Annotated in this window: 21 protein-coding genes and 3 pseudogenes; 10 read left to right on the forward strand and 14 right to left on the reverse strand. The window is 63.4% G+C overall.

All coding sequences use genetic code 11. The annotated features are described in order from the left end of the window. Positions 1-860: 860 nt before the first annotated feature. Entirely contained in the window at positions 861-1,334 is a 474-nt protein-coding gene (locus AT395_RS15300) for a DUF934 domain-containing protein (RefSeq protein ID WP_042116430.1), read from the reverse strand. Further along, positions 1,324-3,330, reverse strand: coding sequence for a DUF2849 domain-containing protein (locus tag AT395_RS15305; protein WP_048629690.1), 2,007 nt, complete (start codon positions 3,328-3,330; stop codon positions 1,324-1,326). Before AT395_RS15305 ends, AT395_RS15300 begins: the two co-directional genes overlap by 11 nt. Positions 3,331-3,833: 503 nt before the next feature. On the opposite strand from AT395_RS15305, the gene AT395_RS15310 reads away from it, so the two are divergent. Beyond that, positions 3,834-4,079 carry a hypothetical protein gene (locus AT395_RS15310; RefSeq protein WP_042116434.1) on the forward strand — a complete coding sequence of 82 codons (246 nt, stop codon included), beginning with the start codon at positions 3,834-3,836 and terminating at the stop codon, positions 4,077-4,079. Positions 4,080-4,108: 29 nt separating this feature from the next. Here AT395_RS15310 and AT395_RS15315 read toward each other — a convergent pair whose 3' ends face one another. Continuing rightward, the gene (locus tag AT395_RS15315; protein WP_042116435.1) at positions 4,109-4,468 is read right to left on the reverse strand and encodes a hypothetical protein; all 360 of its coding nucleotides are present in this window, start codon (positions 4,466-4,468) and stop codon (positions 4,109-4,111) included. A gap of 242 nt (positions 4,469-4,710) precedes the next feature. On the opposite strand from AT395_RS15315, the gene AT395_RS15320 reads away from it, so the two are divergent. Beyond that, positions 4,711-5,799, forward strand: a complete 1,089-nt coding sequence (locus tag AT395_RS15320) for a helix-turn-helix transcriptional regulator (RefSeq protein WP_048629691.1) — start codon at positions 4,711-4,713, stop codon at positions 5,797-5,799. 34 nt (positions 5,800-5,833) lie between these two features. Here the strand turns inward: AT395_RS15320 and AT395_RS15325 are convergent, their stop codons facing one another. Further along, positions 5,834-7,333 (reverse strand): GGDEF domain-containing protein, encoded by a 1,500-nt coding sequence (locus AT395_RS15325; protein WP_048629692.1) that lies wholly within the window; start codon positions 7,331-7,333, stop codon positions 5,834-5,836. 132 nt (positions 7,334-7,465) lie between these two features. Continuing rightward, positions 7,466-8,215, reverse strand: coding sequence for a YoaK family protein (locus AT395_RS15330; protein WP_042116438.1), 750 nt, complete (start codon positions 8,213-8,215; stop codon positions 7,466-7,468). A gap of 111 nt (positions 8,216-8,326) precedes the next feature. Between AT395_RS15330 and AT395_RS15335 the strand changes: the two genes are divergently transcribed. Beyond that, positions 8,327-8,722 carry a BLUF domain-containing protein gene (locus tag AT395_RS15335; RefSeq protein WP_048629693.1) on the forward strand — a complete coding sequence of 132 codons (396 nt, stop codon included), beginning with the start codon at positions 8,327-8,329 and terminating at the stop codon, positions 8,720-8,722. A 129-nt stretch (positions 8,723-8,851) separates the two neighbouring features. On the opposite strand, the gene AT395_RS15340 is transcribed toward AT395_RS15335, so the two are convergent. The 8 genes and pseudogenes from AT395_RS15340 to AT395_RS15370 form a co-directional block, all read right to left on the reverse strand. Next, on the reverse strand, positions 8,852-9,898 hold the full coding sequence (locus AT395_RS15340; RefSeq protein WP_048629694.1) for an ABC transporter substrate-binding protein: 1,047 nt from the start codon (positions 9,896-9,898) through the stop codon (positions 8,852-8,854). A 79-nt stretch (positions 9,899-9,977) separates the two neighbouring features. Beyond that, positions 9,978-11,114: an NAD(P)/FAD-dependent oxidoreductase gene (locus AT395_RS15345; RefSeq protein WP_048629695.1), complete on the reverse strand. Its 1,137-nt coding sequence runs from the start codon at positions 11,112-11,114 to the stop codon at positions 9,978-9,980. Next, positions 11,107-12,531: an FAD/NAD(P)-dependent oxidoreductase gene (locus tag AT395_RS15350; protein WP_048629696.1), complete on the reverse strand. Its 1,425-nt coding sequence runs from the start codon at positions 12,529-12,531 to the stop codon at positions 11,107-11,109. Before AT395_RS15350 ends, AT395_RS15345 begins: the two co-directional genes overlap by 8 nt. After that, positions 12,524-12,910 carry a (2Fe-2S)-binding protein gene (locus AT395_RS15355; protein WP_048629697.1) on the reverse strand — a complete coding sequence of 129 codons (387 nt, stop codon included), beginning with the start codon at positions 12,908-12,910 and terminating at the stop codon, positions 12,524-12,526. Before AT395_RS15355 ends, AT395_RS15350 begins: the two co-directional genes overlap by 8 nt. A gap of 23 nt (positions 12,911-12,933) precedes the next feature. Further along, the gene (locus AT395_RS15360) at positions 12,934-13,728 is read right to left on the reverse strand and encodes an ABC transporter permease (RefSeq protein ID WP_042116449.1); all 795 of its coding nucleotides are present in this window, start codon (positions 13,726-13,728) and stop codon (positions 12,934-12,936) included. Positions 13,729-13,770: 42 nt separating this feature from the next. Next, on the reverse strand, positions 13,771-14,676 hold the full coding sequence (locus AT395_RS15365; RefSeq protein ID WP_042116450.1) for an ABC transporter permease: 906 nt from the start codon (positions 14,674-14,676) through the stop codon (positions 13,771-13,773). After that, positions 14,669-14,944 (reverse strand): annotated as a pseudogene (locus AT395_RS26385) (TOBE domain-containing protein); the annotation flags it as partial. The pseudogene AT395_RS26385 and the gene AT395_RS15365, both read right to left, overlap by 8 nt. 92 nt (positions 14,945-15,036) lie before the next feature. After that, positions 15,037-15,763 (reverse strand): annotated as a pseudogene (locus AT395_RS15370) (ABC transporter ATP-binding protein); the annotation flags it as partial. A 297-nt stretch (positions 15,764-16,060) separates the two neighbouring features. Between AT395_RS15370 and AT395_RS15375 the strand changes: the two are divergent. Both AT395_RS15375 and AT395_RS15380 read left to right on the forward strand, forming a co-directional pair. Further along, complete coding sequence (locus AT395_RS15375) at positions 16,061-16,930, forward strand: IclR family transcriptional regulator (RefSeq protein WP_048629699.1); 870 nt, start codon at positions 16,061-16,063, stop codon at positions 16,928-16,930. Positions 16,931-17,142: 212 nt separating this feature from the next. Further along, positions 17,143-17,619 carry an OsmC family protein gene (locus tag AT395_RS15380; protein ID WP_042116452.1) on the forward strand — a complete coding sequence of 159 codons (477 nt, stop codon included), beginning with the start codon at positions 17,143-17,145 and terminating at the stop codon, positions 17,617-17,619. Between the two features lie 50 nt (positions 17,620-17,669). Here AT395_RS15380 and AT395_RS15385 read toward each other — a convergent pair whose 3' ends face one another. Beyond that, complete coding sequence (locus tag AT395_RS15385; RefSeq protein ID WP_042116454.1) at positions 17,670-18,308, reverse strand: glutathione S-transferase family protein; 639 nt, start codon at positions 18,306-18,308, stop codon at positions 17,670-17,672. 531 nt (positions 18,309-18,839) lie between these two features. On the opposite strand from AT395_RS15385, the gene AT395_RS15390 reads away from it, so the two are divergent. The 5 genes and pseudogenes from AT395_RS15390 to AT395_RS15410 all read left to right on the forward strand — a co-directional run bounded on the left by AT395_RS15390 (position 18,840) and on the right by AT395_RS15410 (position 24,598). Next, positions 18,840-19,406 (forward strand): flavin reductase family protein, encoded by a 567-nt coding sequence (locus tag AT395_RS15390; protein ID WP_042116456.1) that lies wholly within the window; start codon positions 18,840-18,842, stop codon positions 19,404-19,406. Then, a complete protein-coding gene (locus AT395_RS15395; protein ID WP_231606164.1) occupies positions 19,403-20,848 on the forward strand; it encodes a GGDEF domain-containing protein in 1,446 nt (481 codons plus the stop codon). The genes AT395_RS15390 and AT395_RS15395 overlap by 4 nt, the downstream gene beginning before the upstream one ends. Positions 20,849-20,884: 36 nt before the next feature. Continuing rightward, complete coding sequence (locus tag AT395_RS15400) at positions 20,885-21,466, forward strand: TMEM175 family protein (protein ID WP_042116457.1); 582 nt, start codon at positions 20,885-20,887, stop codon at positions 21,464-21,466. 76 nt (positions 21,467-21,542) lie between these two features. Continuing rightward, complete coding sequence (locus AT395_RS15405; protein ID WP_042116459.1) at positions 21,543-21,761, forward strand: RNA-binding S4 domain-containing protein; 219 nt, start codon at positions 21,543-21,545, stop codon at positions 21,759-21,761. 200 nt (positions 21,762-21,961) lie between these two features. Beyond that, positions 21,962-24,598, forward strand: a pseudogene (locus AT395_RS15410) (sensor domain-containing protein).

Raw genomic sequence — 24,598 nt, forward strand, 5'->3', positions numbered from 1 at the left:
GAAGCGGTCCGCGAACACCGGGCGTTGCCAGCGATATGGGCAATGTGGACTGATTTTGTTGGGCACGGCGGGTTGCGCGCCTGAGTTTGCATGGGACCACGGATATCCTCTGGTATTGGGCCGTGCATGGCGACCGGCGACCGAGAAGATTCGGCCTTTCCCCCGCAGTACGGCAGTTCTCGAACACCAGCGCTCCGAGATGCCGTTCTTGAATATATTGAGCGCCGGGAAGATGCGACCTATTCTCCTGGCGCATCGGAGACCGAATGTAATACAAAGAAAGGCAATTTGCCACCCGGATGCGCCCGATGGCGAGGTCACGCCTGCAGGGATCACGCGCTTCGGTCCGACATCAATCCGGAGGAATCCGACGCAGTTCATTCCGTGGCGAACGACCGCCCCCACCCCGGTGAAGTGCAAGCGACACCTGACTAAACTCTCGAAATCGAGTAGCAAGGAGGGAGACGCAGGCGAAATGCGCAGCGTGATACGTCCTCCGGGCCAGGCGGCATTTACTGGATTTGCCGTGTGGCAATGCGCGAAAGGCGCCTATGTCATCAACCCATCGGATAGCCCAAAGGGCAAATTGATGTTTGGTAATCCAAAGCGACAAATTCGCATTGCTCGCTACTCGGATTTCGCCTCGGCCTGGGCGGGCGCACTGAAGGTTGGCCCAAACGGTGGGGTGGTTTACGCGTAACCTCGTGGCACGGTGTTCGTAGCGGAATAGCGGACGATTGGCGAGCGCCAGGAGAGGAAGTCAGGAAATAGTGAAGCGAGAGTGCGGCGGGGGATGCGACCGGAGGAATCCGGTCGCGAAACCGTCAGACAGAACGGGGCAGGCAGTGAGAAGGGAGAATTCAGGCCGTCAGACGTTCAAGCAACGTGCGGGGTCGCGTAGCGCGCGCTTGCGCGGCCAGCGCTGCCTCGTGCCAGCGTGCCGTGGGCACGTCCGGGGGCGAGAGCAAGCTGTCGAACCCGCAGGCCCACAGCATCGCCAGTTGATCCGGCAGCAACGGCCCCGCCGCACGAATCCCGCCTTCGAAATGCCACTTCTCGCGCAGAAATTTCGCCAGCGTAAAACCCCGGCCATCGCGCGACTTCGGAAACTCGATCACGACGAGTTCGAGTTGCGGCAGAAGCGCCGCAATGCGCTCCGGATCGTCATGCCCCTGAACGCGAATACCGGCGGGTGCAACGCCCTGCCCGTTCGCAGCCAGCCACGCGTCGAGCGGCAGCACATCCTTGCTGCCCGTGCTCGTCGTCCCCGGTTCGTGCGTACCCCGATAAGTCCAGACGTCTGCGGCAGGCAGCCCGTTTCGATCAATCAACATGCAAAGCTCCCTTGAATTCCTCTGCCCCGACACGTCCGAGCGTATCGATAAAGCGCTCTCCCTCGTGACGCAACGCGCGATAACGATTGAGAATGTTCTCGATCACCTGCGGCACGGCTTCGTAAGTGACGCCCGGGCCAAGAATCTTGCCGACGGCAGCGTTCTCGTCGGCCGAACCGCCCAGCGTGATCTGATAGTTCTCCTTACCCGCCTTGTCGACACCGAGAATGCCGATATGGGCAACGTGGTGATGCGCGCAAGCGTTAATGCAACCGGACACGTTAAGCGTTACCGGCCCGATATCGCGTTGCTGCTCCTCCGTGAAGCGCAGCGCAATGCGTTGCGCCACCGGCACCGAGCGCGCATTGGCCAGCGCGCAATAATCCAGCCCCGGGCAGGCAATGGCGTCTGAGATCAGGCCAATGTTGGGCGTGGCCAGACCGCCCTCCTTCAGGCGCGTCCACAAGGCATGCAGTTCGTCGCGCTTGACATGCGGCAGCACCAGATTCTGTTCGTGAGTCACTCGCAACTCGTTGAACGAGTAGCGCTCTGCGAGATCCGCCAGCAGCAGCATTTCTGTCGAACTGGCGTCGCCCGGAATACCGCTCGCCGGCTTGAGCGAAACGACCGCACTGATGTAGCCGGGCACCTTGTGCTCGTGCGTGCAGGTGTCGACCCAGCGGCGGAATTCGATGTCGCTCTCGTAGGCTTGCGCAAACGCGCTCGACGTATCCGGCAACGTTTCGAACTCGGGCACGACGAAACGATCGCGAATCGCCGCGATGACGTCTTCTCCCAGCGGACGATGCGAAAGGGCAATGCGTGCGAATTCTTCCTCGATCATCTCGATGAACTTCGCAGGCTGCATTTCCTTGATGAGGATCTTGATGCGCGCCTTGTAGATGTTGTCGCGACGCCCCAGCGCGTTGTACACGCGCAAAATGGCTTCGACGAAGCGCAACAGATCGGCCTCGGGCAGCCACTCGCGCACGAGCGTACCCACGATGGGCGTGCGTCCCAGCCCACCGCCCGCGTATATCTGAAAACCGACCTCGCCGCGCTCGTTCGTCCGCGCGAGAATGCCGATGTCGTGAAAGCGCACAGCAGCCCGATCGGTCTGACCGCCGGTGATCGCGATCTTGAACTTGCGCGGCAAATAGGTGAATTCGGGATGGTCTGTCGACCATTGACGCAAAATCTCGGCGTACACGCGCGGATCGACCACTTCGTCCTTCGCCGCGCCGGCGAATTGATCGGTCGTCACGTTGCGAATGCAATTGCCGCTCGTCTGAATTGCATGCAGATCGACATCGGCAAGCTTCGACAGGATCTCAGGTGAGTCCGTGAGCGTCGGCCAATTGAACTGAAGATTCTGACGCGTGGTGAAGTGACCGTAACCCTTGTCGAAACGGTTCGCCACATAGGCAAGCTGACGCAACTGGATCGCGCTCAGCGTGCCGTACGGAATGGCAACGCGCAGCATATAGCCGTGCAATTGCAGGTACAGACCGTTCATCAGGCGATAGACCTTGAACGCGTCTTCGCTGAGTTCGCCACTGAGCCGACGGGCGACCTGCTGGCCGAACTCCTTCGCACGGTCCTTGAGGAACTCGCGCTCGGACGGGTCATAGCAGTAGATACCGGCATGCTCCGGCGCCACGGTCAACGCAGGTGCATGCGCCAGCGCCGCCTGCACCGTGGCTTCAGCGGCCTGCTTGCCGAGGTCTTCACGAACCGACGGACCGCGCGAGCGCAGTTGTTCACGAAAATCCACCGGAACGGGGCCGGCTTCGCCCACTTGCGCAGGGCGCGGCACCGGGTCGACGATCAGATTGGCTGCCTGGGCCGCCTGCGCTGCCGCTTGCGCCTGGTCGAGATCCTGCGCGTCGAACACATGCGCCTGCGCAAGATCGTCCACCCAGTTGTGTTGCTTGTCCAGCCACACGACCAAGCCGTCGTGTAGCCGGTTTGCCGAAATCAGGTTGCCTGCATTCATTCCACGCTCTCAGTGCTTTTAGTTTTGGTCGCAAGTCGCGAGTCGACCGGCAGGCTATCAAGCGGGGCAGGAATATACGACCATTTAGTAGTTATTTACTCATTACGCGATGTTGTTTGGGCTCGGCAGCCCCGCCAGACGCGGCATTGCCGTTACCTTGCCGTTACCCTGGCCGGTGGAGAGAATTTCCCCGGTACGTGCAAAAAAGGCCGCACGGTGTCTGCCGCGCGGCCCATTTCATAGGGGCGATGTCCTTTGCACGCGTGCGAAAACTCGCTGCGATGAGGGAGACGACAACCGGGAGACGACAACTCACCGGAATCGCAGGCCGGCTCATACGCAGCCCCCCCCCCAACGTGACAATACCGGCTTACACGTCCGCCTCACGCCAACCGTGTATCGACGCGATCTTGCGACATGCCGGCCGCCACAAAAATACCTGTATTTTTATACAGTACCCATGCTACATTCCCGATCATCTCAACTTCACCGTGAGTGACACCATGAGCGACGCCAAATCCACCAAGTTCATCGTCGTGCCGTATCGCAAGAACAAAGACGGTGTATTGCAACCCGGCGAGTTGCGTCAGGCAAGCACCGAGTTCGGTGCCGTGCGCATTGCACAATCGATGGCGTCCGGTTTTGCCGGTATCGCCGCCTACGAAGTGCTGGTCGATGAAGAAGACGGCACCATGGATGCGCCGCGCATTCTGTTCCAGGAAGGCGCTATTCCCGCCATGGCGGAGTAAGCCCCCTTCGCTGCAACGCGGGCGATGGATTACTCCGGCCGCGACAACCGGGGAAGACTATCGAACGACCGGGTCTGACGCGGGTGCTGAAGATCTCGCGTATCGAGCGCACGGGTCGTTGCCGCCATTTCTTGTTGGCTCGGGCCCGTGGACGGGCCGTTACGCTCGCTTGCCGTGCGATTGATGCTCGCGCTGGCACTCTGAGCATCGGTCACGCTGTCTGCCCGCCCAGCCACCGCCGACTCTGCCCGGCTAAGTGCCGGTGTCTGGTTCGACTGCCGGATACTGCCGAGATCTCCCGCCCCCAGATACGACTGTGCGTTCGCGTGACCGAACATCAGCGCCCCCGTCAGGCACAGGCAGGCTGCAATGAATTGGCGATGGCGCATGGTGACCCCCGTTCGACGTATTGGATGCTTTGAATCGGCTTTGGGAGAGGTGTCCGTCGACGCTGATCGATCGTTTGACGCTTTCCCGACATGGCTGCATTGTCGCAGCGCCGCGACACCTTGTCGCCTGCATAAATCACAGTTGACGCCCCTCTCAATTCCGACAGTTTGTTCTGCTACACTGCGCGAAAATCGAGCCTCTGGCTCAGCAGAATAAATGTAGGGGAAACCGGGGGAATTCCATGTCGAACGACGTCAGTTTTCGACGGGCATCGGAAGCGGTCCGGGCGGTCGGTGCCGGAGATGCGGACTGGCTCGATGTGGTGCAGACGGCGCGCGAGTTTCTTGGCGCGGACGCCGCGACGCTCCTTTGCCACGACAAACAAAGCCACACGGTTCGCTTCGTCGAACAGTCCGGGCACGAAGGCCGGGTGATCGACGAGTACTCGCGGTTCTACTACCAGTACGACGATTCGACCCGCCGCTTCTGGGACGCCCCTGCCGGCACCTGGTACGACTCGTCCGTTGCACTCAAACACGAATCGCCAAATGATCGCGTGTTCTGGAACGAGTTCATGCGGCCGCACCAACTTCAGCAGTTGGTGGGTGTCGTGATCTGCAACGACGACGACGCCCTCACCGCCCTGAGCGTTCAGCGCATGCATATCGTTGAACCCACCTTCGCTCATGCGGCCAACATCGCGAAGTACGAACGCCAGCTTGCCGTCGCCTTCGCAGCCCGCCGTGCGGCCAGCCGGGCGAGCCTGAACGCGCTCAGCCAGATGCTCGACCCGGCGCGCGAAGGCTTTCTCATCGCATCGCCCGACGGTTGGGTGCTGGAGTTTGCCCCGGGGCTCGACGTGCTGCTGGGCAGTAACGACAGCCAGCTCATGCTCAGGCAGCGCCGGATAATGCACCGCCAGCCTGAATGGCAAACCCGATTGACGAATGCGCTCCGGCAGGTCGGCGTCAGCCGCGAACCGGTGTCGCTGGTACTGCCCGATTCGTGGGGACATGCCTACCGGTTGACGTTACGCGCGCTGGGCAGCCAGATGAATCACGGGCTGCGCGCGGCAGTCGGCGTGCGAATCGAGCGGCGCAGCATTTTCAATATCCCTGGCGAAACCGCCCTGCGCCAGCACTTTTCGCTGACGCAGGCCGAAGCCCGCCTCTTCCATCATCTGGTTGCCGGACTGACCATTGGCGAATGCAGCGAAGTGCTGGGCCTTGGCACCAGCACACTGCGCACCCAGCTATCGGCCATTCTGCGCAAGACCGGCTGCCATCGTCAGGGCGAATTACTTCGCCTGGCGGCCATGCTCGTCCCCTAGCCGCCCGACGCCGCGCACGCCTCGGGGTGCGCGCTTACGAAACGTTGCCCGCTTCGTGGCCCGCTTCGTGGCCCGCGGCATCCGCAGCGTTCGGCTTGCTCAGCACAACGGTGCTGATACGATTTCGACCACCCTGCTTCGCGATGAAAAGCTGCTCCTCGGCCGCCTTCAATACGGCTTCTGCACCGTCGCATTCGCCCGCAACCCCTGTGGCTGCCCCAACGCTCACCGTCACCAGTCCAGTCGCACTGCCCGCGTGGGCAATACGCAGACGCTCGACGTCGCGGCGGATCTGCTCAGCCATCGCGGCCGCGCTCGCCGCGTCGGTATCGGGCAGGACTACCGCGAATTCCTCGCCTCCGTATCGCGCGACCATATCGGCGTCACGCCGTATATGACCCCCGATGTTCTTCGCAACGACGCGCAAGACATCGTCGCCAATCGAGTGTCCGCAATTATCGTTGAAGTGCTTGAAGTGATCGATGTCAACGAACAGCACCGAGAACGGACTCCCCGAGCGTTTTGCCCGCCGCCATTCGCTCGCAAGTTTCGCCTCGAGGGAGCGTCGGTTACTCAACCCCGTCAGGCCGTCGCTCACGGACAGGCTCGCGACACGTGCCGCCGTGGTGGCGCGCATTCGAATCGCCGCCACCAGCAACCAGGCGCCGACAATGAGCGTTGCCGCGCAAACAGCCGCTATCGAGCCGAACATCACGGCGTGACGGTACCAATGACTCATGAGCGCCTGTGTCGACGGCGTAACGACCACATACATCGATGCGCCCGGCACGCGCACCGAACGGTACGCCGTAGCGCGCGCCGCTTCGGGAAAGGAAAGCGCCGCCGTCAGATTCTGGTCCCGTGTCGCTTCCCCCGGCAACTTGACCAGCGTTCCGGGCCTGGCGCCCGCGCACGGGCTGCACGCCAGCACTGTCCCCTTCTCCTCGACCACGTCGATGGATTTCAGATCGGTCGAATCGACCGCGCTCACCTGAGCCCCTAAACCGTCGAGGCGCAACGCGATGACGGCCACGCCGGCAAACGAATGGTCGTTCGCCGCGATGCGACGCGTAAGTGCCACCGACAGCATCCCGCCGTGCGTTCGCGACGCGTAAGGCTGCGAGATATAAAGGCCCAACGACGGATTCGCCTCGTGAGAGCGGAAATAATCGCGGTCTGCCACATTCACAAACGTGTCATGGGCAGGATCGAGCGGCGCGGCAATTTGCCCCGCCTTGTTCACCACGTAAGCGTCGTCGAGAAAATCGCTGCTCAGCGTTTGCCCAAAGCGCACCCGGTCGCGTACGCGCTCGGGGAACAGCGGTGTTTGCGAGTTCTCGGCCTCGCGCACCATCTCCTTGAGCAGCGCATCGTAGATCGCGATATTGCTGCCAAGACTGACCGCCACCACCGAGGCTACGCTCTCGGCTCGCTCGAGCGCGTGGTCGTAGTGTGCCTGCCGGTCGGCGCGCAGCAACATGCCGACACTGGCCGGTATCGCAAGCGCAATGACCGTCCCCACAATACCAACCATCGACGGATAATCGTCGAACTTGTCGAATAAGGCGCGTACCCGGTTTCCTGCCCACGTTCGAAAAGTTCGAAAACGCGGTACTCCCGTGCGTGTGGTCATATTCGATGGCCCGATGGAATGCCTGCACTGAGATCAGTGAGGATGTCGTGCGATATCGTCGAGCAACGGCACAATCGCCAGCATGATGAGTACCAGCGCAAGCGGAATCGTCGCCGAGAAACCCAGATACTTGAAACCGAGCGCACCTGCCAGCCCGCCCAGGAAGAACATGCCCAGCAACGCGCAGAGCAATCGCAACTTCTGCCTGTCCCCCATCACGCGCGGCAACTCGTGCGCCACGCCGGGCCGGTTCCAGTAGCCCAGCTTCCCCAACTCGATGCCGATGTCGGTCACCAGCCCCGTGACGTGCGTCGTTCTGATCTCGGCCCGGGAAATCTTGGTGATGATGGCATTTTGCAATCCCATGACATAACACAGCAAGCCCACCGTCGCCGGTACATACAGCACGCGCTGGTGCTCGAGATTGGCGCCCATCGCACCGAACGTCAGTAGCAGCAGTGCTTCGAACATCAGCGGTGCGGCGTATTCGCTATGCGTATGGTGGCGTCGTCCCCAATGAACCAGCACGGTCGATGTCACTGCCCCCAACAGAAAAGACAGCAAAGCGCTCAGGCCGGCAAGCACGAGCACGAGTTGCCCGAGCGCGAGGTTGTCGGAGAGCGCCGCGACGATGCCCGACATATGCGATGTGTACATTCCGACGGCCAGAAAACCGCCCGCATTGGCGGCTCCGGCCACAAACGCGAGCGAGCAGCCCAGGCGCCGGTTCGCCGCGTCTGTACGCACCGGCTGGGTGAATCCACGTAGGTAGTTGATCGGCATGGCTGATGAGCTAATGAACGTCGCACATGAGGTATTCTAATGCGCGTTGACGCGCGATCGCCGCCAATATCGTGCCCGCGGACATGACCTAAAAATGAGGAGACGAAACGGATGATTGAGTGCTATGCCTACCGGAGCCACGCCGTGAGCGATCTCGATCTGCGGGAACTCTCGAAGATCATCGTCAACTCGCGGGGATTTAACGCCGCCGAGGACATCACCGGCGTGCTGCTGTTCGATGGTGCAAGGTTCTATCAGTACATCGAAGGGCCGGGTGTGGCGCTTGCCGACGCCCGGCAACGTATCGAGGCATCGCGCAACCATACCGGTATTCAGGTGTTGCTCGATGGCGCGCCGGACACCCCGGGGGCATTTCCCACGTGGAGTCTGGGCTATCTGATGCTCGACGAGCCGCCCCGCTCGCTTCACGCCTTCGCCACCCCCGCCGATCATGCCGAACTCGTGGGCGCTTTCGCGGCGATCGCCGCCACATCCGACGCAATGTGACCTCGCGCCGCAAGGTCGATCCCCCGAACACCAGGCCGCACAAACGACAACGCCGGGCCACCCTGAGGGGCCCGGCGTCGATCGCTCACGCCACACGTCAAGCGCTCGCGTGACGCGAGCGCTTCGAGGTCACTGCTCGATCTGACGGTTCCAGCGTTGATCCCACTGCGCGCGACGCTGATTGATGGCGTCCCAATCCACAGTCTTCAGGTTCTTGGCCAGTTCGTCGATCTTGCCCAGACGCTTTTGCATGGCAGGCGGCACGGTGGCCTGCGTGTTGGTCGGGATGTAAGCGCCGGCAGCAGCAGCCAACGTCTGGCCCTTCGCCGACAGCAGGTACTGCGCGAGCTTCTGCGCCATGGCATTGTCCGGGCTGTTCTTCACCACGCACAGATCGACAAGCAACTGCACCGCCCCTTCCTTGGGGGCAACGTAGCCCACCTGAATGCCCTTGTCCTGCAGATCGCTCACAGCCGTCGGGGTCAGCGGGAAGATCGCCGCTTCGCCGGTCTGGATCATTTCCGAGAGCTTGGCGGAGTTCGGGATGTACTCGACGACGTTCGGCCCCACGGTCGTGGCCCACTTGGTGAAGCCCGGCTCGACGTTTGTCTCGCTGCCGCCCCAGATGCGATTCAGCGCGAGGAAGCCATGCAGACCGAACGTGCTGCTCGACGCCGACTGGAACACCACCTTGCCCTTGTACTTCGGATCGGCGAAGTCGCTCCACGATGTCGGTGCGGCCCAGCCCTTCTCCTTGAACAGCTTGGTGTTGTAGCCGATACCGGTCATGCCCAGTTGCACCCCGGCGCCCATGTCGTCTTTCACGCGGGCAGACGGCATCAGTTCTTTGAGCACGGGCGAATCGTCGAGCTTCTGGCACACCCCCATGCTAATGGCGCGCGCCATCACGCCGTCGTCCAGAAACACAACATGCATCTGCGGGCTGTTGCGGTTGGCGAGCAGCTTGGCCAGCACGTCGGACGACGTACCCGGCACGACCACGACCTTCACGTTGTTGGCCTTCTCGAACTCCGGGAAAACCTGGCTCGTGTAAGCCTTTTCCATCGGGCCGCCGTTCATGCCGATGTAGAGCGTTTTGGACTGCGACCAGGCCGCGCTGCTCGCGCCCAATGCCAGCGCCGCAGCGCACATGACGACCTTTCGGGATAGCTTCATCGTGGTTCTCCTTGCGTTTTCAGAGAGTAAGGAATGTAGTTTCGGGACGGACGCTGAACGTACAGGATTCATTTGCCGATCATGCCTGCGCCGTAACGGGCACGAAGCGGTCGACGGCAAACGCGTCGATCGGTGTCGCCGTCTCGCCATCGGCGACCAGATCGGCGAGCACTTCTCCAACCCCGGGCGCCAGCAAAAAGCCGCCGCCCGAGAAGCCGAAAGCATGCACGAGACGCGGTGTCGTGCGGCTCATGCCAATGATCGGATTGTTATCGGGGGTCTCCCCCTCCACGCCGCTCCATGTCCGAATCAGCAGCGCATTACGCAGGGCCGGCAACAGCGCACAGGCCTCACGCATTACGGCGCGCGTGGTGTCGGCGCTCGGCTGGGCATACTCGCCATTGCCGGTACCGCGTCCGCCACCGATCACGCAATTGCCGCGCTCGACCTGACGCGCATACACGCCGCCGCCGTACACACCAAGGTTGTGGCCGATGAACTTCGGCAGCGGCTCCGTAACCCACATATTCGGATAGATGGCATGCATCGGCACCCGCTCGCCAAACGTGCCCGCGATGTGATTCGCCCAGGCCCCGGCGGTGTTGAGCAGCCAGTCGGCGCTCACATGCAGCGCCTCGCCTTGCGCAGGTTGCGCCGTCAATTGGAAACGCACGCCGTCGTGGACCACGGAGGTGATGGGGGTGCACTCCCGAACATCGGCGCCCAGCGCACGGGCCGCGCGCGCGAAGGCAGGCGACACCAATCGCGGATTTGCATGCCCATCGCTCATGCACAGCGAGCCGCCGACAGCGCCCTCACCCAGCCACGGAAAGCGCCGACGGAATTCGGCGCCGCGCAGCACCGTGGTTGCCAGACCGTAGCGGCTCGCCATCTCCGACCACGCGTCGAGCGGCGCCAGATCGCTCTCGCGACGCGCCAGTCTCAAATGGCCCGAGCGCACGAACTCGCCGTCGATGCCGATCAACTCGGGCAAACGATCCCAAATCTTGCGCGCACGCATGGCGAGCGGCAGTTGCTCTTCCGGGCGGCCCTGGCAGCGCACGCCGCCGTAATTCACGCCGCTGGCCTGTGCGCCGCAATAGCGTCGCTCGAACAGCACCACGCGCAAACCGCGCCCGGCCAGCGCACGCGCGGCCGAAGCGCCCACCAGACCACCACCCGCGACGACAACGTCGTAATGCAGGGTCTCACTCATCGCGCGCCTCCTCGGGGATGGCCGCAACGTTCTCGTCGAACAGCATCGGTGCAATCGGAATCGGTTTGATCGGCGCCTGTGCGCGCAGACGCCCCACTTGGACGAGTGTCTGCCCGCTCGCTTCTGCCAACAGATGGCATGCCGCTTCACCGCACATGCGGCCCTGACAGCGCCCCATGCCCACGCGGGTGAGCGCCTTGAGCCGGTTGATTTCGGTCACGCCGTCATGGCGCACACAATCGCGCAGCGTGCGGGCATCGACTTCTTCGCAACGGCACACCAGCATGTCGTCGGGCCAATGCGCCGACGGATCTTTCGGCAACGCGAATGCCTGCTCGATCCCCTCGCGAAAGCGGCGAATGCTGGCGAGCTTGCCTTCGATGACGGCGGCGTCAGGCACGCCGGGCATCGTTGGCGCTGCGATTTCGAGATCTTCGAGCAGGGCCAATGCAGCGCGGCGGCCCGCGAGTTCGGCGGCGTCGGCACCGGCAATGCCCGCGCCGTCTCCCGCCAGATAGATGCCGGGCTGCGAGCTGCGGCCCGCAGCGTCTCGCTCCGGCAGCCAGCAGCGATTGAGGTCGTCGAAGACGAAACGGCAACCCGCCAGATCGGCCAGTTGCGTCTCCGGACGCAAGCCGAAGCCCAGTCCCACGGCGCTGCATTCGAGCGTGTGCTCATGGCCGTCGCGCTGCCACCGAATCGCCCGCACGCCTGCCGTGCCGTCAATACCTTCGAGGCTCACGCCATGCTCGATGCGCACACCGTGCGCCCGCAGCCATCCCACGTAATACAGCCCCTTGGCGAGCGTAGCCGGTTGATTCAGCAAGCGCGGCGTTGCCCTGGCCTGACTGACGAACCGATTCGTGTCGAGCACCGCCGCTACGTTCGCGCCAGCTTTCGCGTATTGATATGCCACGAGATAGAGCAACGGCCCGGTGCCCGCGAACACCACACGCTCGCCGATGGCACAGCCCTGCGCCTTGAGCGCCACTTGTGCACCGCCCAGCGTGTACACCCCCGGCAAAGTCCAGCCCGGCAGCGGCAGCACACGATCGGTCGCGCCGCTCGCAATGATCAGATGCGTGAACGGCACCGGTTTTTCGCGGCCGCCATGCATCGTGTGGAGCCGCTGCGGATCGCAAGCCCACACCAGCGTCTCGGGTCGATAGTCGACCTGCGGCAACAGCGCCGCCATCGTGCTGTGGATGGCATCGGCCTTGGCGGCTTCGAAGCCGTAGAGCGTTTGCTTAGTTCGCGTGAACCCGGCACTCGCCGGTGGCTGCCGGTAGATCTGACCGCCCCAGCGTGGGTTCTCATCGAGCACGATGGGATGCAGACCGGCCGCCACGAGCGTCTGCGCGGCGCGAATGCCGGCGGGACCCGCCCCAACGATGACGATTTCGGAGCGCTCAGGCATGCGAGCCTCCGTGCACGTCACTGGCTTCGGTCGCACGGGTCAGAATGCGCATACCTTCCTGTACCGGCGTCGAGCACGCGCGCAGGCGCGACAACTGCGCCTCGCCCCCTGTGGCAGAGGTGGATTCGCAGCGCACCCAACAATCCTGGCACGCGCCGATCAGACAAAAGCCCGCGCGCGGCGTGCCGCTGAATTCGCTGATGCGCACATGACGCTGATGCGTGAGGATCGCCGTGAGCAGCGTGTCGCCCGCCAGCGCCTGCACCGGCTTGCCGTCGAGGTAGAACGTGAGCGGCGAGCGCGACGTTTCGGCAAGACGCGTCAGTTGCGGGCGACCCGGCGCGCGCGAGCCTTGCGATGAATGGGAAGAACGGGACATGAGAATCTTCTTTGCGCGTGCGCTCAGTGCTGGCCGATCAGAATGCGGTTCAGGCCGTAGACACGGTCGAGCAGCAGCATCGCGCCCAGCGTGATCGCAATGACCAGCGCCGAGACGGACGCCATCATCGGATCGATCGACTCGGTCGCGTACATGTACATGCGCACGGGCAGCGTGACGGTCTGCGGCGCCGTGAGAAAGACCGACATCGTCAGTTCGTCGAAGCTGTTGATGAACGCGAGCAGCCAGCCGCCGGTAATGCCCGGCAGGATCATCGGCATGGTCACGCGCCGGAAGGTCGTCCAAGAGCCAGCGCCCAGCGACGCCGCCGCATGCTCGACGCTGCGATCGAGCCCGCTGATCGACGCCAGCACGAGACGCATGATGAACGGCGTCACGATGATCATGTGCGCGAAGGTAAGCGCCGCGAACGAGCCGGTCACACCGAGCATGGCGAAGAAACGCAGCAGTGCGATGCCGAGCACCAGGCCCGGAATCACCAGCGGCGAGAGCAGCAGACCGTTGAGGAAGTTACGCCCCGGAAAGCGCGAGCGGCCGATGGCGAGTGCCGCAGGCAACGCGATCACGAGCGAGATCGTGGCCGACAGGAACGCCAGCTTCAGGCTGGTGAAGAACGACGCGATGAAATCGGGATAGTCGAGAATCGCCCGGAACCAGCGCAGCGACACGCCGCGTGTCGGCAGCGAGAGCGTTTGTTCCGGTGTGAACGCGACCAGCACGACGATGACCATCGGCGCGAGGACGAAGAGAATGACGAGCGTATGGAACGCAAGCGCCAGAGGACTGTTTTTACGCATGATGGCGGATAGGTTCTGTTCTGCGGGAGACGTGCCCTGGCCTTAACCCATGCTGCGCGAATAGCGGCGCTCGAGCAGGCGGTAGTACGTGAGCATCACAATCAGATTTGCCGCGAGCAGCAGCACGGCGATGGTGGCGCCCAGCGGCCAGTTCAGCGAACTCAGGAACTGGTCGTACACGGCAGTGGCTGCGACCTTGAGGCGGCGTCCGCCCAGCAGACTCGGAATCGCAAACGCGCTGGCCGACAGACCGAACACCATCAGGCTGCCCGAGAGAATGCCCGGCACCAGTTGGGGCAGCACAATGCGGCGCAGCGTGGTCGCCGGCGAGGCCATGAGCGAGAGCGCAGCGTTTTCCGTCTGCGGATCGAGGCGTTGCAGCGACGTCCACACCGGAATGACCATGAACGGCAGCATCACGTGCACCAGCGCGACGATGATCGCGAAGTTGGTGTACTCCATCTTGTACGGCCCCATGCCGAGCAGACCGAACGCCTGATTGATCAGGCCGCCGGAACTGAGCAGCATGCTCCAGCCGAATGCGCGCACCACGATGGAGACGAGCAGCGGCGAGAGAATCACCAGCAAAAAAAGCGAGCGCCACGGGTCGCCCATGCGCGACAGTACATAGGCTTCGAACGTACCCACCACCGCGCACACGGCGGTAACGGTGAGTGAAATGCCGAACGTGCGCAGGAAGATCGTGTGGAAGTACGAATCGAACAGCACCTCTTTGTAGTTCTCGAACTGGAACGCCGCAATCGGGCCGCTCGCCGGATCGAACTGATAGAACGTGAGCGCCAGCGTCATGAGCAACGGGATGAGCACCAACGCCACGAACAGCAGCATGGCCGGTGCGCTCATGACCCACATCGGGAGATACGCATGCCAGGGAGCACGCGTCACAGGGGCGGCGCCGGTGCGCGCCACTTGCAGCGTCTCAGCCATTCGTGCGCACTCCTGCCGAGACGAAGCGAACCGCTTCCGCCTGCCAGTCCAGCCCCACGGGCATACCTTCGTTCAGCGGCTCGCCGCCTTCGTTCTGGCAACACACGAGCACTTCGCCCAACGGGCTGTCGACACGGTACAGCCACTGGCTGCCGAGGAAGAAGCGGCTCGTCACCGTGGCCGACAGACGGCCCGCCGACGGCGCGCACAGACGCACCTTCTCGGGACGCAGGCACAGCGTGATGGCGTCGCCCACGGCCATGCCGCGATCCCGAGGCGAGAGTTCCGACAGCGCGGCGCGCTGTACGAGTTGTGCACCCAGTTCGATATGCAGGTGCTCGTCGTCACGCGCGCTTACGCGCCCGGCCAGCATGTTGGCCTTGCCGATGAACTGCGAGACGAACGGTGTTTCCGGTCGCTCGTAGGCGCGGTACGGCGTATCGACCTGCGTGATGCGTCCGGCTTCCATGACCACCACGCGGTCGCTGATCGACAGTGCTTCCGACTGGTCGTGCGTGACCATAATGGTGGTGGTGCCGATCTTGCGCTGGATCGCGCGCAACTCGAACTGCATGTCTTCGCGCAGCTTCGCGTCGAGGTTGGACATGGGTTCGTCGAGCAGCAGCACGGGCGGTGCAATCACGACCGCACGCGCGATCGCCACACGCTGACGCTGACCACCGGAGAGTTCGCGTGGATAGCGATGACCGAGGGCGTCCAGACGCACGAGCGCCAGCGCCTCGCGTATCCGTTCCTGACGCGCCGCCTTGTCGACACCGCGCATCTCCAGACCGAAGCCCACGTTTTCCGCCACGGTCATGTGAGGGAAGAGCGCGTAGCTCTGGAACACGATACCCAGCCCGCGCTTGTTCGGGCGCATATGCGTAATGTCGCGCCCGTCGAGCGTGATGCGCCCGGTCGTGGCTTCCACAAAGCCCGCAATCATCTGCAACGTGGTGGTCTTGCCGCAGCCCGAAGGGCCGAGCAGCGAGACGAACTCGCCCTTTTCCACCGAGAGATTGACGTTCGAGACGGCGTTCAACTCGCCAAACGTCTTGGAAACATCCGTCAAAGTCAGGAAAGACATGGTCACTACCTTCGGGCGCATGCACGCCGCAAGAAATGCAATTGCATCGAACAGTAGCGAGCCAAATTGCTTGTCGCAAGATAACGATTCCGCGAAATGAGATAAATTTTGTGATTATTTCGTTTGGCGGAACATTCAACGAATGGGCACGCGGTTTCGTTTCGCGTCACCACCTTGGGATAATCCCTAACTTACGGCAAATATTGGTGTTTTTTTCGTATTTCGATGAGGCATGCCAGTTTCCAAGCGTCCCGTGCTTACGCTAGTATTTCGTTTGACGGAATACTTGAGACACTAATGAACACCTCCGATTCATCCCGCGCGCTGAAACCGTCGACGACGGAGCCTGCCGGCGCGGGCATTTTGCAACGCACCTTTGCCGTCATTCGTGCGCTGGGCGACGCCAAGCCCGAAGGCGAGCGCGTTACCCATATCGCCAAAGCCGTTGGTCTCAGTCAGGCGACGGTGCATCGGATTCTGCATGCGCTCATTGCCGAGCAAGTGGTGGAGCAGGACGAGACGTCCAAGCTCTACCGGCTGAGCATCGACTTCTTCGCGATGGCCGCGCAGGCAGGCAATCCGAGCGGCATGCGCACCCTGTGTCGTCCGTCGTTGCTGCGTCTTTGCGCGAGCCTTGGCGACACCATTTTTCTGCTGGTGCGCAGCAGCTTCGACGCGGTCTGCCTCGACATGTGCGAAGGCCCCTTCCCGATCCGCTCGTTTACCGGCGACATCGGCGGACGTGTAGCGCTGGGGGTCGGCCAGGGCAGTCTGGCGATTCTCGCTTTCCTGCCGGAAGCCGAGCGCGAAGAGATCATTCGCTTCAACGTGCCGCGACTGCGCGGTTATGGAGTACTCGACGAGGTCTATCTGCGCACCGAGATCGAACGCGTGCGTCAGTTGGGCTATGCCGGCAGCAATAGCGGCGTGCTCGACGGCATGGCGGGGGTGGCGGTGCCGGTGTTCGACCGCACCGGTCATGCGGTCGCCGCGCTGAGCGTGGGCACGCTGGCTGCGCGCCTGTCGCAGGATCGTCTGCCGATGGTCGTGGAGTTGCTGCGGCGTCAGGCCGAATTGATCGGCCCGCAAACCAATCCGTTCGACGTGGCGATGCGCCGTCCGATGCACGGTCTCACGCGCGCGCTGACCACCGAGCCGCTGGCCTGAGGTATTCAAGTGTGACGTGAGGTATGCCGGGCATGCCGGACTGAGCCGCGAGATCCGGGCCCGATGACAGGACCGAATCGGACCTATTGATGGCCGAAAATGGCCAGCCGGCAACACAGGTAACTGCGAGAATCACGGCCGGGCCCGACAGCACCCTCGTTCCCGGTAATCCCCCAACCTTCTTGGCTGCCGGCCCTTTGCGGAGACATGACATGGCTTCAGGCGAACATCAGTACCGGATCGGCGTCGAGTGGATTGGCAATCAGGGAAGCGGCACGTCGGGCTATCGCGACTACGGACGCAATCACGAGATTCGCGCCAACGGCAAGCCAACAATTCCCGGCTCGGCTGATCCCGCCTTTCGCGGCGACGCGGCCCGCTGGAATCCGGAAGACCTGCTGGTCGCCGCGGCCAGTGCCTGCCACAAGCTCTGGTACCTGCATCTTTGTGCCGAAGCCGGAGTGGTGGTCGAGCGGTATGCCGACGACGCCATCGGCACCATGATCGATACGGCGCAGGAAGGGCGCTTCACGCGCATTTTGCTGCGCCCGCACGTTACGATCCGCGCGGGCGGCAATGCCGGGCTGGCGGCCGAACTGCACCACGAAGCGCACGCCCGGTGTTATGTCGCCAACTCGGTCAACTTCCCCATCGACTGCGAGCCGCATATCGACGTACTGCCGGGTTGAGCCGGACCGGCTCAACCCCAGTCAGTCCCGCTCAGGACGAACGGACACCCTTACGCGGCGAGCTGCTTTGCCAGCGCCGCATCGCGCTGCTGCGCCCGCGCAAACGATTCACGGGCGCGAAAACGCTCCACGTATGCCTTCACCGAAGGTGTCTCGGGCACGAGTTTGAACTGCGTGAGGAAGTGCATGGCGTTGCCCCACAGCGCATCCGCTGCCGTGAACGACTCGCCCAGCCACCACGGCCCTGCGTCCAGCGACAGGTGCCGCTCCAGTGTCCACATGACCGAATCGTAGTCGCCATACGGCGAACGCGAGCGCTCGGCGCCTTCGCGACCCAGCGATTTGTCGACCACCGCCGGTTCGAGGCAAGAGCCGTAGAACACCATCCAGCGCAGATAAGGCCCGCGACGCGGATCGCCGGGCATCGGCGCCAACCCCTTCTCCGGATACAGCTCGGCCAGATACATATAAACGGCCGCCTGCTCGGTGATCATGGCATCGCCGTGGCGGATGGCCGGCACCTTGCCCATCGGATTGAGTTCCAGATACTCCGAACCGCGCTGCTCGCCGGTCGCGAAACGCAGCAGGTGAAGGTCGTGCTCGGCCTGCAATTCGTCGAGCAGTACAAGCACCCCGGAGGAACGGGTGTTCGGAGCGTGAAAGAACGTAATGCGCCGATCTGTCGTCATGTTGTGTCTCCAGTCCATCGCCGGTTATGTGCGGGCGGCCTGCGTTCGTGCGCACACAACCGCGGTCGCCGCCATCACGTCACCGAAAATGTTACTGCATCGCCTCGGGCACGGGGCAGATTGTTCCCGGGATGCGCGGCACCTGGCGCCGCCTCTCGGTCTTCGTAGTCGAAACGAGCCGATGCCGACGCCGTCGCGCGCGCCTGTTCCTCGAGAGGTCTGCACGGCGCCAGGCAGACTCACGCGAGTTCGTCCCATGCGGTTACCGTCGGCGCAATAGGGCGCGTTTCGCCGCAGTCTCGAAAGCACTTCCTTGCCCGGCATGGGGACTGGACTAGGACGAACGCATGAAATACTGCTTGCACATCTGATCCGGCACGCGCTCCCCGCACCGTGCCGTTTGTACGGCCCGCAGCTCACCCTGCGGGCCGCTTTTTCAGATACTGGCCTTCGTCATGGGCACCATCGATTTTTTCCGGCCGCGCTATCATGGGCCGCCTGACATCACATCACGCCTGCCGAGTGCCCGCCATGACCGAACGCCTGCCTGTCGAGCTTCCCAAAGCCTACCGACTACTCAACCACGGACCAACCGTACTTGTGGGAAGTGCCCACGAGTCGCGCCGCAATGTCATGGCCGCCGCCTGGTCGATGCCGCTGGACTTCTCTCCCCCAAAGGTCGCCGTCGTCATCGACCGCAATACGCTCACGCGCGAGTTGGTCGAAGCCTCCGGCGAGTTTTCGCTGAACGTGCCCGCGCGTGCCATCGCCCGTGAAACGCTGGCCGTCGGCTCGATCTCCGGACGCGATACCGACAAGTTCGCCGACGGTACCGGTATGCAGGCTTTCGCAGGCTCGCATATTGCCGCACCGCTCATCGGCGGATGCCTCGCGTGGCTGGAATGCCGCGTGATTCCCGAGCCGCACAATCAGGATCGCTACGATCTGTTTCTCGGCGAAGTCGTCGCGGCCTGGGCCGATCCGCGCGCCTTTCGCGACGGGCATTGGCAGTTCGAGCCCGGCGTGTCGCGCAGCCTTCATTACATTGCCGGCGGTAACTTCTTCGAAACCGGCGAAGCATTCGAAGTCAAATCATGAACCCTTCTTCGCCCGCCACGGGCAGTGTCGACCCCGTGCGCGACAGTGCTCACGACATTACGCAAGCCGCTCGCGCCCTCTGGCGTGCGAACGACGTGCCTCGCGTGAGCGGTACGACGCCGTCGCATTTGCCAAGTGACGACAGGCGCGGCAGAATTGGCGGCATTGCCTGCCCCATCGATAACGTTGATGTTTTCGACGCGACCGGCCTGAACGGCGACAGGCATCGACGCTCGCCGCTGCCGCCTGCCCAATCGAGCGCATCACCCGCGCACGCGGCGAAGCCGGCATCGCCTTCCGTGCAGTCGCCGAACGCGTGGCCCGACGCCGCGTCAACGGCACTGCTGTCGTCCAACCGCCGGGCCCTGCCCGCCCGCCACGACATGACCGCATCCGGAACCGATTCACACGAACTGCTTACCCCCTCGACGATTGCGCGGCTTACGCCGGCGGGAGGCGACAGTCCGAACGAGGCCGAGCGCCTCGCGGCGCTGCGCCGTTACGAGATTCTCGATACGCCGCCCGAGCCGGCGTTCGATCGCATTGTGCGACTGGCCTCCTACGTACTCGGCGCGCCGATCTCGCTTGTCTCGCTGATTGACGAAACGCGCCAATGGTTCAAGGCACGCCAAGGCCTTGATGTCTCGCAGACACCGCGCTCGATGGCCTTCTGCGCGCATGCGATTCTCGGCGACGACGTGTTCGTTGTGCCCGACGCCCGTGCCGACCGGCGCTTCTCCGACAATCCGCTGGTCACGGGAGAGCCGAACATCCGCTTCTACGCAGGCGCCCCGCTGCTCACGCCGGAAGGCCATCGCCTGGGCACGCTCTGCGTGATCGACCGCCGCCCCCGCACGCTCGACGACGAGAAGCGCGGGCTGCTCGCCGATCTGTCCGCACTCGTGGTGGATGCCCTCGAACTGCGTCGCGTCAATCAGGTGCTCGGCGACATGGCCATGCGCGACGGCCTGACCGGTGCGCTCAACCGCCGCGCCTTTCTCATGCAAGCCGATCGCCTGTTTGCCGCCGCCCTCGCGCAAAAACGGCGTCTGTCGGTACTCATGCTCGACATCGATCACTTCAAGGCGGTCAACGATACGTGGGGGCATGCCATTGGCGACCGCGTGATCGTGGAGTTGACACTGGTGTTGCGGGCAACGCTGCGCAAAGGGACTGTGATCGGCCGTCTCGGCGGCGAGGAATTCGCCGTCTTGCTGCCCGAGGCCGACGCACAGCGTGCGCTGCAAGCGTCCGAGCGTCTGCTGACTGCCATTGGCGGCGCCAGCGTGCCCGGCCCCAATGGCCCGGTGCGGTTTTCCGCCAGCATCGGTGTCGGCAGCCTCGCGTTGGACGATGCCGATTTCAGCGCTCTGCTGCAACGTGCCGACCGGGCGTTATATGCCGCCAAGCAGGCCGGCCGCAACCGCGTGGCGGTACTGTGAACCCAACCCGCGACTGATAAGAAAGCGAAGAACTCTATGGGCAAAGGTCGACTGGAAGCCTTCAGCGATGGTGTGATCGCCATCATCATCACGATCATGGTGCTGGAGATGAAGGCACCGCACGGCAGCGAACTGGCCGACCTCCTGCCAGTCGCGCCGACATTCCTTACGTACATTCTGAGCTACGTCTACGTTGGTCTGTACTGGAACAATCATCACCATCTTTTCCATGTCGTGCAGCGGGTCTCGGGCGGCGTGCTCTGGGCCAACCTGCACCTGCTCTTCTGGCTGTCGCTGATTCCGTTCGTCACGCACTGGCTGGGCGAGAACCACTTCACCGCGTGGCCGACGGCGCTCTACGGCGTGGTGCTGTTCATGGCGGCCGTGGCGTATTACATCCTCACGCGAACCCTGCTTGCCGTGCACGAGGAAGGCGGCAACGCAAAGCTCGCTGCGGCGCTGGGGCGCGACACCAAGGGCAAGCTCTCGGTGGTGGCCTATGCGCTGGCCATTGGCCTGGCTTTCATGGTTCCGGCCATCTCCCTTGCGCTGTACGCGCTGGTCGCCGCAGTATGGCTTATTCCCGATCGACGGATCGAGCAAGTGCTCAGGTCGTGAGACAACTGAGCGCCTTTCGCCCGAGGCGCGGCAACAGTCGACGGGCACCGGGTTTTTACGTAGTATCCGCACCATCATGCAAAACGTAACTTTTGAACTCACGGGCGAATTCGTCGCCCTGAACGACTTGCTCAAGCTCACCGGCCTCGTGGACTCCGGCGGTGCAGGCAAAGTCATGGTGGCCAACGGTGCGGTCAGCGTCGACGGTCAGGTCGAAACCCGCAAAACCTGCAAGATCCGCGCCGGACAAACCGTTTCGGTCGACGGCGTGCGAATCCGCGTCAAGGCAGCCTGAAGTCGGCGCTCGTTCGAGATCCGCCGCCCGCGCCCGCCCGCACCCCTGTTGTCTGCCCGGCATGGCGTCACCGTCTGACGCCCTCCCGATTTCCCCCATGTGAGCCTGCCGCCGCAGCTCGCTATACTTGAAAGCGTTTTGGCGTGTCAGCTCAAGTCATACCCGACAATGACCGAAGGACGTCCGAGGAGGCCCTTGCGATGGTCGTGCCCGGTTCACCGTCCGGCACCGGCACCACACCGGCCCCCGGGCCCGAGGCGCTGCTAGCGGCGCTCGACCGCTCGCTGGGCACACTCACGCTCACGCCGGACGGCACCATCGTCGACGTCAACGACAAGCTGCTCGGGGTGTTCGGCTACACACGCGCCGACCTGATCGGCAAACCGCACGCCCTGCTGTGCGAACCGGGCGACGCCACCTGCGGCGACGCCCTCGAACAGGTCCTCAGCACACAACGCTCGCACACCGGACAGGTTCGCCGCCGCCGTCGCGACGGCAGCGCCCTTTGGCTCGAAGCGACCTACAACCCGGTATTCGACGACGCCGGCAAGCTCGTTTTCGTGATCAAATTCGCCGTCGACGTGACCGCCCGCGTGGAGCGTCAGGCGGCTGACGACGCCCGCCTTCATCTGCTCTCGCTCGGGGTCGACGAGACCGACAACGCTGTACTCATTACCGACGCACACGGCAGCGTGAGCTATATCAATGCGGGCTTCACGCGCATGCTGGGCTACGCGGCGAGCGAGGTGATCGGCCAGTCCGTGCACGTCCCGTTTGGTGAGACGCCCGCCGGCGAACTTGCCGACGGCGCGTCGGCCGTGGACGTCAAGCAAGCGCTCGCCGGCTGCCTCGTTGCCGCCCGCGACGCCCGAAGCTGTCACTGCGAAATACTCGTGCGCACGGCGCAACGTCAGCCGCTGTGGGTCTCGGTGGTGACGAATCCGATTCTCGACGCGAACGGCAAGCTGCTCAACGCCGTGGTGCTTTTCACCGACATCACGCAATCGAAGATTCAGGAAGTGCTGCAACACAAGGCGCTCGCCGCGATGGTGCGCGATGCGCCGCTCGTGGAAGTGCTCGCGCTCGTGTGCCGGGAACTGGAACAGATCGCGCCCGAAGTCATGGCCTCGGTCGTACGGGTCGATGCCGAGGGCCGGCTGCGCCCGCAGGCCGGCCCGAGCCTGCCTGCGAAATATCATCAGACCGTTGACGGCGTGGCGATCGGCCCGAATGTCGGCACCTGCGGCACGGCTGCCTTTCAGGCGCGGCCGGTAATCGTGACCGATATTGCGAACGACCCGCGTTGGGCCGACTTCCGCAGCATGGCGGCCGAATTCGGGCTGGCCGCGTCGTGGGCCATGCCGATCATCGCGAACGACGGCCGCGTGCTCGGCGTGCTGGCGTTCTATTACCGTACGGTGCGCGGCCCGGACGCCCTGCATGAACGGCTCGTCGACGTGTGCGTGCATCTGTGCAAACTCGCCTTCGAGCGGGATGAATCGCGCACACGCATCCGTCAACTGGCGTTCTCCGACAGCCTCACCGGCCTGCCCAACCGCAGCATGCTCGGCGTGCTCGCCGCACAGGCCATTGCCAGCGCAGACGAGTTGAACACGCGCATGGCCATCATCTTCATCGATCTGGATCGTTTCAAACAGGTCAACGACTCGCTCGGCCATCAGGCGGGCGACGTGCTGCTGCGCACGATCGCCCAGCGCCTGCGACGCTCGCTGCGCGGTGCGGATATCGTCGCGCGCCTGTCGGGCGACGAGTTCGTGGCCGTACTCACCGAATGCGACCCCGAACGCCTCGACATCGCCATTGAACGCATGCGCAGCGCGCTGAGCGCGCCGTGTCAGGTCGATGGCGTGACGCTCGTGCCCTCGGGCAGCTTCGGCATCAGTCTGTATCCGAATCACGGCAAGGCGTTCGACCTGCTGCTCCAGCGTGCCGACATGGCCATGTATCAGGCCAAGATGACCAGCCCGGGCAGCGTGCGTTTTTATAACGAAGACATGAACATCCACGCGCAGGAGCGGCTCGAGCTGGAGACTGCCATGCGCGACGCCCTGCGGTGCGAAACGCTCCAGCTCTTCTATCAGCCGCAGATCAATCTGCTCGACGATTCGGTGTACGGCGCCGAGGCGCTGACCCGCTGGACACATCCGCTGCACGGCGAGGTGCCGCCCTCGCGCTTCATCGCGTTGGCGGAAGAATGCGGCCTGATCCGCGAACTGGGGATCTGGACGCTGCGCGAATCATGCCGTCAGTTGGCGGACTGGCGGCGGCGCGGGGTGAGTATCCAGAATGTGTCGGTCAATCTTTCGCCGACCAACTTCCACGATCACGACCTGCCGCGCATGATTGCCGAAGCCCTCGCCGATCATGGATAGCCACCAAGTTGTCTGGCCATCGAGATCACGGAAAGCGTGCTCATGGATCACAATCCGAGCACGCTGCGCATTATCGATGAGGTCCACAGCATGGGCGTGCGACTCTCGCTGGACGACTTCGGTACCGGCTACTCCAGTCTGGGCTATCTGCGCCGGCTACCGGTCTCCGAACTGAAACTCGACCGCAGCTTCGTGCACGACATCACGCGCGACGAAACGGTGCGTGCGCTGACCAACGCCATCATCAGCATCGGCCGCAATCTGCATCTGACGGTCGTCGCGGAAGGGGTGGAAGACGAAGCGCAGCGCGATCTGCTTGTGGCGCAGGGCTATCGCGTGGCGCAAGGGTTTCTGTTCTCGCCAGCGCTGTCGGCAGGCGATCTCGAACGCTGGCTGGAACAGTGGTCGGCGCGACAATGCTCGCCAAACCCGGTTCCCTCCTGA

It is taken from the genome of Pandoraea apista (genome assembly GCF_001465595.2).
GTDB classification, from domain to species: Bacteria; Pseudomonadota; Gammaproteobacteria; order Burkholderiales; family Burkholderiaceae; genus Pandoraea; species Pandoraea apista.

Bases quoted from the DNA above. Each gene is read 5' to 3' on its own strand.
- AT395_RS15300 (WP_042116430.1), bottom strand. From the start codon at position 1,334: ATGTTGATTGATCGAAACGGGCTGCCTGCCGCAGACGTCTGGACTTAT.
- AT395_RS15305 (WP_048629690.1), bottom strand. From the start codon at position 3,330: ATGAATGCAGGCAACCTGATTTCGGCAAACCGGCTACACGACGGCTTG.
- AT395_RS15310 (WP_042116434.1), top strand. From the start codon at position 3,834: ATGAGCGACGCCAAATCCACCAAGTTCATCGTCGTGCCGTATCGCAAG.
- AT395_RS15315 (WP_042116435.1), bottom strand. From the start codon at position 4,468: ATGCGCCATCGCCAATTCATTGCAGCCTGCCTGTGCCTGACGGGGGCG.
- AT395_RS15320 (WP_048629691.1), top strand. From the start codon at position 4,711: ATGTCGAACGACGTCAGTTTTCGACGGGCATCGGAAGCGGTCCGGGCG.
- AT395_RS15325 (WP_048629692.1), bottom strand. From the start codon at position 7,333: ATGGTTGGTATTGTGGGGACGGTCATTGCGCTTGCGATACCGGCCAGT.
- AT395_RS15330 (WP_042116438.1), bottom strand. From the start codon at position 8,215: ATGCCGATCAACTACCTACGTGGATTCACCCAGCCGGTGCGTACAGAC.
- AT395_RS15335 (WP_048629693.1), top strand. From the start codon at position 8,327: ATGATTGAGTGCTATGCCTACCGGAGCCACGCCGTGAGCGATCTCGAT.
- AT395_RS15340 (WP_048629694.1), bottom strand. From the start codon at position 9,898: ATGAAGCTATCCCGAAAGGTCGTCATGTGCGCTGCGGCGCTGGCATTG.
- AT395_RS15345 (WP_048629695.1), bottom strand. From the start codon at position 11,114: ATGAGTGAGACCCTGCATTACGACGTTGTCGTCGCGGGTGGTGGTCTG.
- AT395_RS15350 (WP_048629696.1), bottom strand. From the start codon at position 12,531: ATGCCTGAGCGCTCCGAAATCGTCATCGTTGGGGCGGGTCCCGCCGGC.
- AT395_RS15355 (WP_048629697.1), bottom strand. From the start codon at position 12,910: ATGTCCCGTTCTTCCCATTCATCGCAAGGCTCGCGCGCGCCGGGTCGC.
- AT395_RS15360 (WP_042116449.1), bottom strand. From the start codon at position 13,728: ATGCGTAAAAACAGTCCTCTGGCGCTTGCGTTCCATACGCTCGTCATT.
- AT395_RS15365 (WP_042116450.1), bottom strand. From the start codon at position 14,676: ATGGCTGAGACGCTGCAAGTGGCGCGCACCGGCGCCGCCCCTGTGACG.
- AT395_RS15375 (WP_048629699.1), top strand. From the start codon at position 16,061: ATGAACACCTCCGATTCATCCCGCGCGCTGAAACCGTCGACGACGGAG.
- AT395_RS15380 (WP_042116452.1), top strand. From the start codon at position 17,143: ATGGCTTCAGGCGAACATCAGTACCGGATCGGCGTCGAGTGGATTGGC.
- AT395_RS15385 (WP_042116454.1), bottom strand. From the start codon at position 18,308: ATGACGACAGATCGGCGCATTACGTTCTTTCACGCTCCGAACACCCGT.
- AT395_RS15390 (WP_042116456.1), top strand. From the start codon at position 18,840: ATGACCGAACGCCTGCCTGTCGAGCTTCCCAAAGCCTACCGACTACTC.
- AT395_RS15395 (WP_231606164.1), top strand. From the start codon at position 19,403: ATGAACCCTTCTTCGCCCGCCACGGGCAGTGTCGACCCCGTGCGCGAC.
- AT395_RS15400 (WP_042116457.1), top strand. From the start codon at position 20,885: ATGGGCAAAGGTCGACTGGAAGCCTTCAGCGATGGTGTGATCGCCATC.
- AT395_RS15405 (WP_042116459.1), top strand. From the start codon at position 21,543: ATGCAAAACGTAACTTTTGAACTCACGGGCGAATTCGTCGCCCTGAAC.